This is a genomic window from Streptomyces sp. NPDC094448 (assembly GCF_044763775.1).
GTDB lineage: Bacteria > Actinomycetota > Actinomycetes > Streptomycetales > Streptomycetaceae > Streptomyces.
On the sequence record NZ_JBIWGU010000007.1, the window covers coordinates 1 to 15,197 of the forward strand.

Sequence of the window (15,197 nt, forward strand, 5' to 3'; positions counted from 1 at the left end):
CTCGCCGCCTACACCCACCAGGACATCCCCTTCGAACGCCTCGTCGAAGCCCTCAACCCCGAACGCTCCCCCTCCCGACACCCCCTCTTCCAAACCATGCTCACCCTGCACAACGTCGATCCGGCAGCCATAGCGAGTGCCGGACGGTTCCCCGGACTCAACGTGAGTCCTGTGAACGCGGACGCCGCTGTGTCGAAGTTCGATCTGCTCTTCGCGTTTCAGGAACTCCAGGCTCCGGACGGAGGTCACGCAGGACATATTCGTGCCGTGTTGGAGTTCAGTGTGGATCTCTTCGATCAGGAGAGCGCGGAGTTGCTGAGCCGGCGGTTCGTACGGGTCCTGGAAGCCCTCGTCACCGCACCGGACACCCACATCGGCCACATCGACGTACTCGACCACGAAGAACGCCGAGCCGTCCTCGACCACTGGGCAACCGGCCCCCTCACCCACCTCTCCACCGACCACGACCCCGTCTCCCTCTTCCGGGAACAGGTCGCACGAGTCCCGGAAGCCGTGGCGGTCGTCTTCGGCGGGATTTCGGTGTCGTATGGGGAGTTGGATGCGTGGAGTGAGCGTGTGGCGGGGTTGCTGGTGGAGGCGGGGCTGGGCCGGGAGGGGTTTGCGGCGGTCATGCTGCCGCGTTCGGTGGAGCTGGTGGTGGTGTTGCTGGCGGTGTTGAAGGCCGGTGGGGGGTATCTGCCGCTGGACGGTGACTTCCCTGCGGATCGTCTTGCGTTCATGCAGGAAGAGACCCGGCCGGTTGTGGTGGTGGACGAGGAGTGGATGGCCACGGCGGCGGACCGTGAGCCCGGTGCGGGGGTAGTGCTGCCGGGCTGTGCGGATGCGCGCCAGGCGGCGTACGTTCTGTACACCTCGGGTTCGACGGGCCGGCCGAAGGGTGTGGTGGTCTCACGAGGCGCGCTGGCGAACCTCCTGGTGGACATGCGTGAGCGGGTCGGACTCGGGGACGGGGACCGGCTGCTGGCCGTCACAACCGTCGGATTCGACATCGCGGGGCTGGAACTCTTCGCCCCGCTCACAGCAGGCGCCGCAGTGGTCATCGCTCCCGCCGGGCTGGTCCACGAGCCGGGTGAACTGAGTGCCCTGCTCACCACCGAGCAGATCACGGTCATGCAGGCGACACCGAGCCTGTGGCGGACGATGGCGGCAGATGCGGATGCGGATGCGGGTGCGGTGGGTGCGCTGGGTGGGGTGCGAATCCTGGTCGGCGGCGAAGCCCTCCCCTCAGACCTGGCAACACAACTGGCCGGAGCGGCGGACCACGTAACGAATGTGTACGGGCCGACCGAGACGACGATCTGGTCGACCGCGGCTGTCGTCCGGGCGGACGGGGCGGTGACGATCGGGCGTCCGCTCGCGAACACCCGCGTCTACGTCCTGGACGCGCATCTTCAGCCCGTCCCGGCGGGTGTGCCCGGTGAGCTGTACATCGCCGGCACCGGCACCGCCCGCGGCTACCTCCACCGGCCCGGACTGACCGCCGAACGCTTCCTCGCCGACCCCTTCGGCCCGCCCGGAACCCGCATGTACCGCACCGGGGACATCGTCCACTGGACACCCGACGGGAACCTGGTCTATCTGCGCCGTGCGGACGATCAGGTCAAGGTCCGCGGATTCCGTATCGAGCTGGGTGAGATCGAGACTCTGCTGCGGGCTCATCCGGACGTCGACCAGGCCGTCGCAACCGTCCGCGGGGAACGTCTCACCGCCTACACCACCGGCACAGCGGTACCCGGGGAGGAGCTGCGCCGGTATCTCGCCCGCACCCTCCCCGATTACATGATTCCTTCGGCGTTCGTCGCTCTCGATGTTCTCCCACTGACCGCGAACGGCAAGCTCGACCGCAAGGCCCTGCCCGACCCCGACCCCACCCACACCGCTACGACAGGTCGCACCCCCCGCACCCCCCAGGAAGAAATCCTCTCCACCCTCTTCGCCGACGTGCTGGGCCTGGAGCGGGTGGGTATCGACGACAGCTTCTTCGACCTCGGCGGCCACTCGCTGCTTGCTACACGGCTGGTGTCCCGTGTCCGTAGCACTCTGGGTGCGGAGCTGTCGGTCCGTGCCCTGTTCGAGGCACCGACCGTGGCAGGCCTCGCCCAGCAACTCACCCAAGCAGCCTCCGCACGCACGCCGGTGGTGGCGCGGGCGGAGCGCCCGCAGCGGATCCCGCTCTCGTACGCCCAGCAGCGGCTGTGGTTCCTGCACCAGTACGAACCCGACAGCGCCCTCTACAACATCCCCGTCGCCCTGCGCCTGACCGGCACCCTCGACGAACAAGCACTCCGCGATGCCCTCACAGATCTGGTAGCACGCCACGAAGCACTGCGGACCGTCTTCACCCACGCCGACAATGACGGCGGTAGTGCCGACAGCGACGGCAGTAGCGGTGGTACTTATCAGGTGGTGCGTCCTGCCGGGGTTGCGCGGCCGGACCTGGAGGTGCGGGCCGTCACCGAAGACGGACTGGAGGAGGCGCTGGCCGCCGCGGCGGGCGAGACTTTCGACCTGACCCGGGACCTGCCCCTGCGGGCCACCCTGTTCCGCCTGGGACCGGACGAGCACGTCCTGCTCCTGGTCGTGCACCACATCGCCGCCGACGGCTGGTCCCTCACCCCCCTCGCCCACGACCTCACCACCGCATACGCGGCCCGTGCCACCGGCCGGACCCCCGACCCGGCCCCGCTCCCCGTCCAGTACGCCGACTACACCCTCTGGCAACGCGACGTCCTCGGCTCCGAAGACGACCCCGACTCGACGGTCTCCCGCCAGCTCGCGTACTGGCAGAACACCCTGACCGGACTCCCCACCGAACTCGACCTCCCCACCGACCGGCCCCGACCCGCCATACCCACCCACCGCGGCGGAACCGTCACCTTCACCATCCCCACCCACCTCCACACCGCCCTCACCCACCTCGCCCGCCAGCAACACGCCAGCACCTTCATGGTCCTCCAGGCAGCCCTCGCCGTCCTCCTCTCCCGCCTCGGCGCCGGAAACGACATCCCCATCGGCTCCCCCATCGCCGGACGCACCGACGACACCCTCGAAAACCTGGTCGGCTTCTTCGTCAACACCCTCGTCCTCCGCACCGACCTCACCGGCAACCCCACCTTCACCCAACTCCTCACCCGCACCCGCGAAACCAACCTCGCCGCCTACACCCACCAGGACATCCCCTTCGAACGCCTCGTCGAAGCCCTCAACCCCGAACGCTCCCCCTCCCGACACCCCCTCTTCCAAACCATGCTCAACCCCAATGTGCTGACGTCGACGGTCACCAGTGACATGGAGTTCGGCGATCTGAAAGCGGCACACCACCCCACCACCACGGGTACTTCACGGTTCGACCTCTCCCTGTCCTACGCGGAATTGGGCGACAAGGAGGGCATCAAAGCCGCGTTGGAGTTCAGTGCGGATCTCTTCGATCAGGAGAGCGCGGAGTTGCTGAGCCGGCGGTTCGTACGGGTCCTGGAAGCCCTCGTCACCGCACCGGACACCCACATCGGCCACATCGACGTACTCGACCACGAAGAACGCCGAGCCGTCCTCGACCACTGGGCAACCGGCCCCCTCACCCACCTCTCCACCGCCACCGACCCCGTCTCCCTCTTCCGGGAACAGGTCGCACGAGTCCCGGAAGCCGTGGCAGTCGTCTTCGGCGGGATTTCGGTGTCGTACAGAGAGCTGGATGCGCGAAGTGAGCGTCTGGCACGGCTGCTGCTCGAAGCCGGACTGGGCCAGGAGACATACGCCGCAGTCATGCTGCCCCGCTCCGCCGACCTCGTCGTTGCGCTCCTGGCGGTGTTGAAGGCCGGTGGCGGATATCTCCCCCTGGACGGTGACTTCCCCGCAGAACGCCTTGCGTTCATGCAGGAAGAAACCCGACCGGTCGTGGTGGTGGACGAGGAGTGGATGGCCGCGGCGGCAGACCGTGAGCCCGGTGCGGGGGTGATGCTGCCGGGCTGTGCGGATGCGCGCCAGGCGGCGTACGTTCTGTACACGTCGGGTTCGACGGGTCGGCCGAAGGGTGTCGTGGTCTCACGAGGCGCGCTGGCGAACCTCCTGGTGGACATGCGTGAGCGGATCGGACTCGGGGACGGAGACCGGCTGCTGGCCGTCACAACCGTCGGATTCGACATCGCAGGACTGGAACTCTTCGCCCCGCTCACAGCAGGCGCCGCAGTGGTCATCGCTCCCGCCGGGCTGGTCCACGAGCCGGGTGAACTGAGTGCCCTGCTCACCACCGAGCAGATCACGGTCATGCAGGCGACACCGAGCCTGTGGCGGACGATGGCGGCAGATGCGGATGCGAGTGCGCTGGCCGGGGTGCGAATCCTCGTCGGCGGCGAAGCCCTCCCCTCAGACCTGGCAACACAACTGGCCGGAGCGGCGGACCACGTAACGAACGTGTACGGGCCGACTGAAACCACCATCTGGTCGACCGCGGCTGTCGTCCGGGCGGACGGGGCGGTGACGATCGGGCGTCCGCTCGCGAACACCCGCGTCTACGTCCTGGACGCGCATCTTCAGCCCGTCCCGGCGGGTGTACCCGGTGAGCTGTACATCGCCGGCACCGGCACCGCCCGCGGCTACCTCCACCGGCCCGGACTGACCGCCGAACGCTTCCTCGCCGACCCCTTCGGCCCGCCCGGAACCCGCATGTACCGCACCGGGGACATCGTCCACTGGACACCCGACGGGAACCTGGTCTACCTCCACCGCGCGGACGACCAGGTCAAACTCCGCGGATTCCGCATCGAACTCGGCGAGATCGAAACCCGGCTCCAGACCCACCCCCACATCACCCAAGCCGTAGCGAACGTCCGAAACGACCGCCTCACCGCCTACACCACCACCACCGGCACAGCGGTCTCGGGGGAAGAACTACGCCGCCACCTCGCCCGCACCCTCCCCGACTACATGATCCCCTCCGCCTTCGTCACCCTCGACACCCTCCCACTCACCACCAACGGCAAACTCGACCGCAAAGCCCTCCCCGACCCCCACCCCACCCACACCACCACCAGCCGCACCCCCCGCACCCCCCAGGAAGAAATCCTCTCCACCCTCTTCGCCGACGTCCTCGGCCTCGACCACATCGGAATCGACGACAGCTTCTTCGACCTCGGCGGCGACAGCATCCGTTCTCTGCAACTCGTCGCGCAGGCACGGAGTACGGGCACGGTGTTCACCGTGCGGGACGTCTTCGAGTACAGGACCGTCGCGGCGCTGGCGGGGGCCGCACAGTTCACCGACGTCGCGCCTACCATCGCGGACTTCGACGTCGATGCCTCGCTCACCGGTCTCAGTCAGGAAGAACTCGACCGACTCCAAGCGGATTGGGACGCATAGCCCCGGACCGACTGGACCCGGAAATCGAGTCGACAGCGATATCGGCCCCTGAACCGAAGCCGTAGGAGAGCGTCATGCCCATCATTCCCGTGAACGGAATAAATCTGCATTACACCGACTCCGGCGGTCCCGGTGAACCCGTGGTACTCGTCATGGGGTCGGGAACCTCCGGCCGGGCCTGGCATCTGCATCAGGTCCCGGCTCTGACAGCCGCGGGGTACCGGGTCATCACCTTCGACAACCGTGGTATTCCGCCGACCGATGTCTGTGCCGAGGGCTTCACGGTGCAGGATCTCGTAGGTGATCTCGTCGGTCTGACCGAGTACCTGGAGCTCGGCGCGTGCCGTCTCGTGGGCACCTCCATGGGCGCCTATGTGGTCCAGGAGCTGGCCCTGTCGCATCCACGGCTGGTCCGCCAGATGGTCCTCATGGCCACCAGGGGTCGGGTGGACGCCATGCGACGGGCGCTGAGTGCGGTGGAAATCGAACTCTACGACTCGGGAGTGGAGCTGCCGCCGCGGTTCGACGCGGTGGTCCAGGCGATGCGGAACCTGTCTCCTCGCACCCTTGCGGACGACGTCTCCGTCGGCGACTGGCTGGACATCCTCGAAGCCACGTCCGGTTTCACCCCTGGGGAGCGGGCGCATATGACGGTCGAACCCGAACCGGCGCGCCTCGACGCTTATCGCGGGATATCGGTTCCCTGTCATGTCATCGCCTTCCAGGACGACTTGGTGACGCCTCCCGAACTGGGTCTGGAAGTGGCCGAGGTTATTCCGCGAGCCACGTTCGAGCGCATCACCGACTGCGGCCACTTCGGGTATCTGGAGAATCCCGAGGCCGTGAACAAGAGCATCGTGGAGTTCTTTCGCCGAGTTCCCTGAACTCCCGGCCCACCGGCTTCTGCCTCCCCCACTCCCCCCTCCCGCCGGCCCGGCTTCCCCTCACTCATGCCGACCGAACCCGAAACAGAGAATCGAGGCTCCATGATTCAGCACCGCGACTGGCAGCCGCTGGAGATCACCGCGGAGAGCGCCGCTGTCGAGGCGACGCCCGCCGGACTCGCGGAATTCGTCGGCGACAAGGAGCGGATCAGCGAGATGCTCATCCGTGAGAAGGCTTTGATCTTCCGCGGCTTCCGGGTCGACGAGGGAACTCTCGATTCGGTGATGGACCTCCTGCTGCCCACTCGGCTCGCGTACGTCCATGGGAACTCGCCGCGCAGCAAGGTGGGCAGCAACGTCTACACCTCGACGGAGTACCCGTCCGAACTGACGATCTCCATGCACAACGAACTCTCCTACGCCTATGCCTGGCCTTCTCGGCTGCTCTTCTTCGCCGCACAGGAACCGGCCACCGGTGGCGCCACCCCGGTGGTCGACGGTGCGGTCTGGCTGGAGTCGCTGGCCCCCGAGATCCGTGAGGCCTTCGCCGGCGGGGTGCGCTACACGCAGAACCTCCACGGCGGAGCGGGCCTCGGCAAGAGCTGGCAGGACACTTTCGAGACCGGTGACCGGGCAGAGGTCGAGGCTTTCCTCAAGGGTACGAAGGCGGAGTGGGAGTGGCTGGGGGACGGCGGTCTCCGGGTGACCCAGGTCCGGCCGTCCACCGTGCGCCATCCGGTGACGGGGGCCGAGGTGTGGTTCAACCAGTCCGACCAGTGGCATCCGGCCGCCCTGGGCGACGACATGGCCGCCGAACTCGCCCAGATCCTCCCGGAGGAGGAGCTTCCCCAGTCCGTGAGGTTCGCCGACGGCAGTCCGATTCCGGCCGAGTACGTGATCGAGGTACGGGACAAGGGGCTGGAGGCTGCTGTGGACGTCGAGTGGCGGACCGGGGATCTCCTGCTCATCGACAACGTGCTGTTGGCGCACGGTCGGCGGCCGTTCACCGGTGCGCGCCGAATCCTGGTCGCGATGTCCGACTGAGCCCGCCCGGCGGACCGCCCGGCTTCCTCTGCCCGTCCCACGCCGCCCGGCACAACCGGACGTCACCCGACGTCGCCAAACGTCACCCGGCGGCGTCCGCCTGCGTCCCTCCTGCCCACCTCTTCCCTGGACGAACAGGATCACCCACACCATGACCCGCACACCGAACACCGGCCGTCGTGACGAGACGGGGAACGACCGTCCGCCCGTGGAGGACCTCCGGCTGGACCATGTAGAAATCTACGTCGAGAACCTCGACCACAAGGTCGCCGGCTGGACGGGCGAGTACGGATTCGCCGTCATCGGCACCGCCGGCTCGCCCGAGCAGGGTTTCCGCAGCGTCGCCCTGCGCCAGGGCCGGATCGTGCTGGTGCTGACGGAGGGCACCGGCGACGAACACCCCGCCTCCGCCTACGTCCACTCCCACGGGGACGGGGTGGCCCGCATCGCCCTGCGGACCGCGGACGTGGCGGCGGTCTTCGCCCACGCCGTGGCGCACGGTGCCCGTCCGATCGAGGAACCGGCGCGCCACCAAGGCCCCGGAGTGGTCGCCACCGCGACCGTGTCCGGATTCGGTGACGTGGTGCACAGTCTGGTGCAGCGGGACGGCGAGGACCCGCTCGGACTCCCCGCGGGCTTCGTCGCGGTCGGCTCCGATGCGCACGGCACCGGGGCCGCGGCCGGGGCCGACCATCCGGGGCTCCTGGAGATCGACCACTTCGCCGTGTGTGTGAACATCGGCGAGCTGAACAGGACGATCACGTACTACGAGCAGGCCCTCGGTTTCACGGAGATATTCGAGGAACGTATCGTCGTCGGCTCGCAGGCCATGCTGTCGAAGGTGGTGCAGAGCCGGTCCGGCGACATCACGTTCACCGTCATCCAGCCCGACCCGCTGGCCGACCCCGGGCAGATCGACGAGTTCCTCAAGAACCACGACGGTTCGGGAGTGCAGCACATCGCGTTCTCCAGCGACGATGCCGCCCGCTCGGTGCGTACCCTGGGCGGCCGCGGAGTGGAGTTCCTCAGTACTCCGCCGACGTACTACGAACTGCTCGGACAGCGGGTGGAGCTGCGCAGGCACGGCCTGGACGCGCTGAAAGAGCTGAACATCCTCGTCGACGAGGACCACGCCGGTCAGCTGTTCCAGATCTTCACGCGCGCGACGCACGCACGGCGCACGCTCTTCTTCGAGGTCATCGAAAGGCTCGGCGCGAAGACGTTCGGCTCCTCCAACATCAAGGCCCTGTACGAGGCCGTGGAGCTGGAGCGGCAGCGGGAGAACGGCTGGTCTCGGTGACGGCCCATGGCCTCTCGCCCGCCGCGGGCCCCGTAGGCGGCCTGCTCCCCGGTGCCGGCGTCTGTCTCGGTGACGTCGAGCGGGCCGCCGCCGGCGTACTCCCTGACGCGGTACGCGACTTCGTGGCGGGCGGGAGTGGCGGGGAGCGTACTCTCGCCGGCAACCGGGCCGCCCTCGAACGGATCCGGATCGTGCCACGGGCCCTGCGGGACGTGTCGGAGTGCGATACCGGCACGACACTGCTCGGACGTCGGGTATCCATGCCGGTGGCCACCGCGCCCATCGGCTACCAGAAGCTGGTGCACCCGGAAGGCGAACTCGCGGCGGCGCGTGCGGCGAAGGAAGCCGGGATTCCCTTCACTGTGGGCACTTTGAGCAGTTTCCCGCTGGAGCGGGTGGCCGAGGCCGGGGCGACGACCTGGTTCCAGCTCTACTGGCTGCGCGACCGCGCCCTCACGTTCGACCTGGTACGCAGGGCGGAGGAGGCCGGCTGCGCCGCCGTGATGCTCACGGTGGACGTTCCGTGGATGGGCCGCAGGCTCCGTGACATGCGCAACGGCTTCGCGCTGCCGGACGATGTCGTCGCCGCCAATCTCACGGCGGGCCCGGCGACCGCGGCCCATCGGGCGGTCCCGGGCAGCTCGGCCCTCGCGGCGCATACGAGCGTCGCGTTCGCCCCGTCGCTGAACTGGCGGGATCTCGACGAGCTGAGACACCGCACCCGGTTGCCGCTGATCGTGAAGGGGCTGCTCGATCCGGCGGACGCGGTACGGGCGGTGGAGTCCGGGGCGGACGCCGTCGTCGTCTCCAACCACGGCGGGCGGCAGCTGGACGGCGCGGTGGCGAGCATCGACGCCCTCCCTGCGGTGTGCGCTGCTGTCGGCGGGCGCTGCGAGGTGCTCCTGGACAGTGGGATCCGCAGTGGGATCGACGTCCTCAAGGCACTGGCGTCGGGGGCGAACGGGGTACTCGTCGGGCGTCCGCTGTTGTGGGGGCTCGCTGCGGGTGGTGCGGAGGGCGCTCGCAGCGTTCTCGGACTGCTGGCGGAGGAGTTGCGCGACGCCATCGGGCTGGCAGGGTGCCGCGAGGTGGGTGAGGCACGGCACCTGCGGACCGTGCGGGGGCCGTTGGGCGACGACGCGGCGGGCAGTGGAGGGCCGGTGCTGTGGTGACGTCAGATCTTCCCCGGCAGTCGAGCGGGCGGGAACCCGGTCCGCAGGAGGGGGCGCAGCTGCACACATCGGTGCTGCACAGCTCTCTCGAGGATCCGGCGTTGGGCTCGATGAACTTCCTCAACGAGATCGCCCAGCGGTTTCCGGACGCGGTGTCGTTCGCGCCCGGCCGTCCCTTCGAGGGGTTCTGGGACACCTCTCTCGTCCACGACTATCTGCGGCGTTTCGAGCGGTACCTCAAGGAGGAGAAGGGCTACGACGATGCCGAGGTGCGCCGGGTGCTCTTCCAGTACGGGCGCACCAAGGGCATCGTTCACGAGTTGATCGTCCGCCATCTGGAGGTGGACGAGGGCATCTCGGCCGATCCCGAGTCCGTGGTGGTGACCGTGGGGTGCCAGGAGGCGATGTTCCTGGTGCTGCGGGCGCTGCGGGCGGACGACAGGGACGTCGTTCTCGCGGTGTCGCCGGGCTACGTGGGCCTGGCGGGGGCCGCCCGGCTCCTGGACATGCCGGTCCTGGACGTGGTGGGCGGGCCTCGTGGTGTGGACCTGGACAGTCTTACGTCGGTCGTACGCGAGGCGCGGGCGCGTGGGCTGCGGCCGCGGGCCTGCTATCTGGTGACGGATTTCTCCAACCCGTCGGGGGTCAGTCTCGACCTGGAGACGCGGCATGCGCTGCTGGATCTCGCGGAGCGGGAGGATCTGCTGCTTCTGGAGGACAATCCGTACGGCTACTTCAGTGCCGACGGGGTACGGCTGCCGACGCTGAAGGCGCTCGACGCGCGGCGCCGGGTGGTGTATCTGGGGTCGTTCGCCAAGACCGGTCTGCCCGGGGCGCGGATCGGCTATCTGGTCGCTGATCAGTCGGTGGCCGACGCGGACGGCCGGGTCGGTCTGCTGGCCGACCAGCTGTCGAAGATCAAAAGCATGCTGACGGTGAACACCTCGCCGATCGCCCAGGCGGTGATCGCGGGCAAGCTGCTGGCGCACGGCTGCGACCTGTACGGGGCCAACGAACGCGAGATCGTGGTGTACCGGGGTCATCTGCGGCGGCTGCTGGCCGGTCTGTCCCGGCACTTCCCGCCCGGTGGAGGTTCGGGGGTGAGCTGGAATGTGCCGCGGGGCGGGTTCTTCCTCGTGGTGAACGTGCCGTTCCCGGCCGACGACAAGCTGCTGGAGATCTCCGCCCGCGACCACGGTGTCCTGTGGACGCCGATGTGTCATTTCAGCTCGGATCCCGCGGCGGCCCGTCAGATCCGGCTGTCCTTCAGTCTGGTCACCGAGGAACAGATCGACCTGGGGCTGGAGAGGTTCGCCGCCCTCGTGGCCCGCCGGATCGGTTGACGTGGCATCGGATGGACTTCGGGCTCCCGAGGGGAGCCGAACGGGGATTGGGGTGGCGTATGCGCTCTGCGGTCATAGCGGGGACCGGTCTGGTCGGTACCTCCGTCGCCCTGGCGCTGCGGCGGCGGGGTGTCGACACCTATCTGCTCGACACTGATCCGACCGCCGTGCACACGGCCGAGGCACTCGGCGCCGGGCGGGCTCAGGAGCCTTCCGGGGTGGCGGACGTCGCGGTACTCGCTGTTCCTCCGGTGCAGGTGGCCCCGGTCCTGGCCGGTCTGCAGAAGCAGGGGGCGGCCCGTTTCTATACCGACGTGGCCAGTGTGAAGGGTCTGCCGGGCCGGGAGATCGAGGCACTGGGCTGCGAGCTGACCACCGTGGTGGGCGGGCATCCGCTGGCCGGCGGGGAGCGGTCGGGGCCGCTCGCGGCGCGGGCCGATCTTTTCGAGGGCCGGCCGTGGGTGCTGGTCCCCACCGAGCACACCGGCGATCCCGCGCTGAACTGCGCTTTGGAGCTGGTGTCCCTGTGCGGTGCCACGCCGGTGCTGCTCGATGCGGAGGCCCACGACCGCGCGGTGGCGCTGGTCTCGCACGTCCCGCATCTGGTGGCGAGCCTCACCGCGGCGCGGCTGCTTCAGGGCAGCGAGTCCGCTCTGCGGCTGGCCGGGCAGGGGCTGCGCGATGTCACCAGAACGGCGGCGGGCAGCCCGGCCCTGTGGACGGACATCCTGTCGGCGAACGCCGGTCCGGTGGCCGATGTGCTGGAGGCGCTGGCCTCGGACGCGGCGGCGGTGGCCGGGGCGCTGCGGCGCGTCGAGGAGCGGGGCGAGACGGCCGCCGAGGGGGCGGCGGAGCTGGCCAGGCTGCTCCAGCTGGGTGTGGAGGGGCGCGCGGGGATCCCGGGCAAGCACGGTGTGCCGGATGCCGGTTTCGCATCCGTGGAGGTCTCCGTGGGTGACAGCCCGGGAGAGCTGGCGCGGCTGCTGTCGGATGCGGCGCGGGCCGATGTGAACATCGAGGACATCGACATAGAACACTCGTCCGATCAGCTGATGGGCCGGGCCCGGCTCGCGGTGCTGCCCGTGCTGGCCCGTGCCCTCGCCGACGAGCTGCGCACGGGAGGCTGGACGGTACGCCTCGCGGACTGGCCGGGCGGTCAGGGCGCATAACGGGGTGGGGGGGGGGGGGGGGGGGGGGGGGGGGGGCGCGGGGGGCCCCCCCCCCCCCCCCCCCCCCCCCCCGGGCCGCTACCGCGCGAACAGCTCCGCCCGCGCGGGCCGGTTGCCGGGCGGGCCGCGCCCGTACCGGGCACCGGGAACCATGGAGAAGCCGCGCCCGTACCGGGCGCCGGGAGGCGACGGAGAGGCCTCGCCCGGATCAGACACCGGGAAGGACCAGGAAGGACCGGGAAGGACGGAGAACGCGGGACGCGGCTCTCCCAACGCGGCAGACCGGTCCGGGCACCGGTCCGGGGGCATCCCGGGAAGGCACCCCCTCAGCGGGAGTCGTCAGGTGCCGCGGCAGAGCAGCAGCAGGGCCCGGTCGTCGTTGACGTCCTTGGCGACGGCTTCGATGAGATGCCAGGCGGCACCTTCGAATCCGGTGTGGACATAGCGGTCGGCCTCGCCGGTCAGCCGGTCCATGCCCTCGCTGAGGTCGCGGCCCGGTGCCTCGACCAGCCCGTCGGTGAAGAGCATCAGTACGTCACCCGGACGCAGGGACCCCTTCACCGGGTCGAACTGCGCCCCGTCGTACACCCCGAGCAGCGGCCCCTCGGCGGCCTTCTCCTCCCAGATGCCGCTGCCCGCGCTGAGCTGGAGCGCCGGGAGGTGGCCGGCCGAGTAGAGCTCGAAGTCGCCCGAGTCGAGGTCCAGTACGAGATGGACGGAGGTGGCGAAGCCCTCGTCCCAGTCCTGGCGGAGCAGATAGCCGTTGGCGGCGGGCAGGAAGCCGTGCGGGGGCAGCGAGCCGAGGAGTCCGCCGAAGGCACCGGAGAGCAGCAGGGCGCGGGAGGCGGCGTCCATGCCCTTGCCGGAGACGTCGGTGAGGACGATCTCCAGGGTCCGGCCGCCGTTGGTACGGGCGGCGACGACGAAATCGCCGGAAAAGGACTGGCCGCCCGCCGGGCGGAGCGCCATCTCGCGGTGCCAGCCCTTGGGGAGCCTGGGCAGGGCGCTCTGGACGCGGATGCGTTCGCGGAGGTCGAAGAGCATGGTGCCGCCGCGCCGCCAGGGCACTCCGACCCGGGCCCGGAACTGGGCGATGAGCAGCCCGAAGAACCCGCAGGCGGCCACGACCAGCACAATGCCCGGGGTGACTCGGGCCGGGCCGTCCCCGTAAGGTCCGAGGGCGAAGGACTCCACGATCAGCCCGCCCGCACAGGCGGCGTAGAGCCCGAGCAGGCTCGCGGGGCGCAGCAGCAGGGCCCCGGCCACGATCGGCAGGACCAGGGCGGCCGGGGAGATCCACTCGGAGTTGAGGGTGGTGCCCCAGGTCAGCAGGGGGACGGTGAGCAGGAGCCCGGCGAGGGCGATGGTGTCGGAGCCGTCACCGCGGAAGTAATCGACGGCGGATTTGCGCAGCGCGACCCGGACCCGGTGCACTGCTTTGCGCATCCGGGCCCTCATCGACGCTGCTGCGTTGCGGTGGGCCATTGTCGTGTGACCCTATCGACCCATCGGCCGTTCGTGCAGGGGGACCCCTCAGACAATGCGTTCGAAATCGGATCGCACTGTCGATATATCGCCCGATCATCATGGCATATGACCGGACTCACTCCCTGGCACCTGTGGGGCTGTTGGGGCAGCGGAAAACCCGCTGGTAGTCGTGGGTCCGCTGCGGTAGGGATGACCGTATGACCAGTACTGAGCTGCATGTGCTGTCCGCAATGGAATGGGACGAGTGGTACGGCGTTCTGGAGGGCGCCTTCGGGGGTGCTTCCAAGGGCCCCGAACACCAGGAGGCGGTGCGGGGTATCACGGATCCGGGCCGTGCGCTGGCCGCCCGGGACGGCGAACTCTGTGTGGGGACCGCCGGTTCGTTCCGTTTCGAGGTCACCGTGCCCGGCGGGCGTTCGACGCCGATGGCCGGGGTCTCCATGGTCAGCGTCGCGGCCACCCACCGGCGGCGCGGCATCCTCGGTGCGTTGATGCGCCGGCAGCTCGGCGATCTGCGGGAGGCGGGTGAGCCGCTGGCGGTGCTGACGGCGTCCGAGCCCGCGATCTACGGCCGCTTCGGCTACGGCGCGGCGAGCCGCTTCCTTCGGGCGGAGATCGACACCGCGCGGGTGCGCCTCGGGCCGCTGCCGCAGGGCACGGACGCGGTCCGGATACGGACGGCCCCGCTCACGGATTCGCTGGCGGAGTGCGAGGCCGTCTACGCGCGGGCGGTACCGCGGCGACCGGGGATGATCGCCCGGCTGCCCGGCTGGGACGGTATCCAGATCCTGGACGGCGATCCGTCGGCGCCGCTGCTGTGCGTGCTCGCGGAGACGGACGGCGAGGTCACGGGGTTCGCCCGGTACCGCAACCGTTCGGCGTGGGACGCGTCGGGCCCTGCGGGCACGGTGGAGGTGCAGGATCTGCAGGCCGACGACCCGGCGTCGCGGGCGGCGCTGTGGCGCTATCTCTTCGGCATCGACCTGACGTCGACGCTGACGAAGCGGAGCATGCCGGTCGACGATCCGCTGCTGCATCTGGTGTCGGATGTGCGGCGGTGCGGGCTGCGGCAGTGGGACGGGCTGTACGTCCGGCTGGTCGAGGTCGGCGCGGCGCTGACGGCACGGGACTACGCGGCGCCGGTGGATATCGTCCTGGAGGTCGAGGACGAGTTCTGCGGCTGGAACACGGGCCGCTGGAAGCTGTCGGCGGACAGCTCCGGCGCGGTCTGCGAGCGTACGGCGGACCCGGCCGATCTGGCCCTTCCGGTACGGACGCTGGGCGCGGCCTTCCTGGGCGGCACGTCGCTCACCTCCCTGGCGGGGGCGGGCGCGGTCCATGAGCTGCGGCCCGGGTCACTGGCCCGCGCCGACGCGGCGTTCGGTTCCACCACGGCGCCCTGGCACTCGCACGACTTCTGA

9 protein-coding genes are annotated in these 15,197 nt (G+C 69.6%); 8 read left to right on the top strand and 1 reads right to left on the bottom strand.

From position 1 onward, the window contains the following. The 7 genes from ACIQ9E_RS14875 to ACIQ9E_RS14905 form a co-directional block, all read left to right on the top strand. Window positions 1-5,376 (top strand): amino acid adenylation domain-containing protein (locus tag ACIQ9E_RS14875; RefSeq protein WP_403706861.1); only part of this gene is annotated, 5,376 nt, incomplete at its 5' end. A 74-nt stretch (window positions 5,377-5,450) separates the two neighbouring features. Beyond that, window positions 5,451-6,260, top strand: coding sequence for an alpha/beta fold hydrolase (locus ACIQ9E_RS14880; protein WP_403706863.1), 810 nt, complete (start codon window positions 5,451-5,453; stop codon window positions 6,258-6,260). Window positions 6,261-6,362: 102 nt separating this feature from the next. Continuing rightward, window positions 6,363-7,304 carry a TauD/TfdA family dioxygenase gene (locus ACIQ9E_RS14885; RefSeq protein ID WP_403706865.1) on the top strand — a complete coding sequence of 314 codons (942 nt, stop codon included), beginning with the start codon at window positions 6,363-6,365 and terminating at the stop codon, window positions 7,302-7,304. Between the two features lie 151 nt (window positions 7,305-7,455). Then, the gene (hppD, locus tag ACIQ9E_RS14890) at window positions 7,456-8,604 is read left to right on the top strand and encodes a 4-hydroxyphenylpyruvate dioxygenase (RefSeq protein ID WP_403706867.1); all 1,149 of its coding nucleotides are present in this window, start codon (window positions 7,456-7,458) and stop codon (window positions 8,602-8,604) included. Further along, window positions 8,601-9,776, top strand: coding sequence for an alpha-hydroxy acid oxidase (locus ACIQ9E_RS14895; RefSeq protein WP_403706869.1), 1,176 nt, complete (start codon window positions 8,601-8,603; stop codon window positions 9,774-9,776). Before hppD ends, ACIQ9E_RS14895 begins: the two co-directional genes overlap by 4 nt. Before the next feature lie 110 nt (window positions 9,777-9,886). After that, the gene (locus ACIQ9E_RS14900) at window positions 9,887-11,119 is read left to right on the top strand and encodes a PLP-dependent aminotransferase family protein (RefSeq protein WP_403707392.1); all 1,233 of its coding nucleotides are present in this window, start codon (window positions 9,887-9,889) and stop codon (window positions 11,117-11,119) included. 59 nt (window positions 11,120-11,178) lie between these two features. Next, window positions 11,179-12,288, top strand: coding sequence for a prephenate dehydrogenase (locus ACIQ9E_RS14905; protein ID WP_403706871.1), 1,110 nt, complete (start codon window positions 11,179-11,181; stop codon window positions 12,286-12,288). Window positions 12,289-12,627: 339 nt separating this feature from the next. On the opposite strand, the gene ACIQ9E_RS14910 is transcribed toward ACIQ9E_RS14905, so the two are convergent. After that, on the bottom strand, window positions 12,628-13,734 hold the full coding sequence (locus ACIQ9E_RS14910) for a PP2C family protein-serine/threonine phosphatase (protein ID WP_403706873.1): 1,107 nt from the start codon (window positions 13,732-13,734) through the stop codon (window positions 12,628-12,630). Window positions 13,735-13,973: 239 nt separating this feature from the next. On the opposite strand from ACIQ9E_RS14910, the gene ACIQ9E_RS14915 reads away from it, so the two are divergent. Further along, entirely contained in the window at window positions 13,974-15,197 is a 1,224-nt protein-coding gene (locus ACIQ9E_RS14915; RefSeq protein WP_403706875.1) for a GNAT family N-acetyltransferase, read from the top strand.

Coding starts and splice junctions, on each gene's coding strand:
- ACIQ9E_RS14880 (WP_403706863.1), top strand. CDS start 5,451: ATGCCCATCATTCCCGTGAACGGAATAAATCTGCATTACACCGACTCC.
- ACIQ9E_RS14885 (WP_403706865.1), top strand. CDS start 6,363: ATGATTCAGCACCGCGACTGGCAGCCGCTGGAGATCACCGCGGAGAGC.
- hppD (WP_403706867.1), top strand. CDS start 7,456: ATGACCCGCACACCGAACACCGGCCGTCGTGACGAGACGGGGAACGAC.
- ACIQ9E_RS14900 (WP_403707392.1), top strand. CDS start 9,887: ATGAACTTCCTCAACGAGATCGCCCAGCGGTTTCCGGACGCGGTGTCG.
- ACIQ9E_RS14905 (WP_403706871.1), top strand. CDS start 11,179: ATGCGCTCTGCGGTCATAGCGGGGACCGGTCTGGTCGGTACCTCCGTC.
- ACIQ9E_RS14910 (WP_403706873.1), bottom strand. CDS start 13,734: ATGCGCAAAGCAGTGCACCGGGTCCGGGTCGCGCTGCGCAAATCCGCC.
- ACIQ9E_RS14915 (WP_403706875.1), top strand. CDS start 13,974: ATGACCAGTACTGAGCTGCATGTGCTGTCCGCAATGGAATGGGACGAG.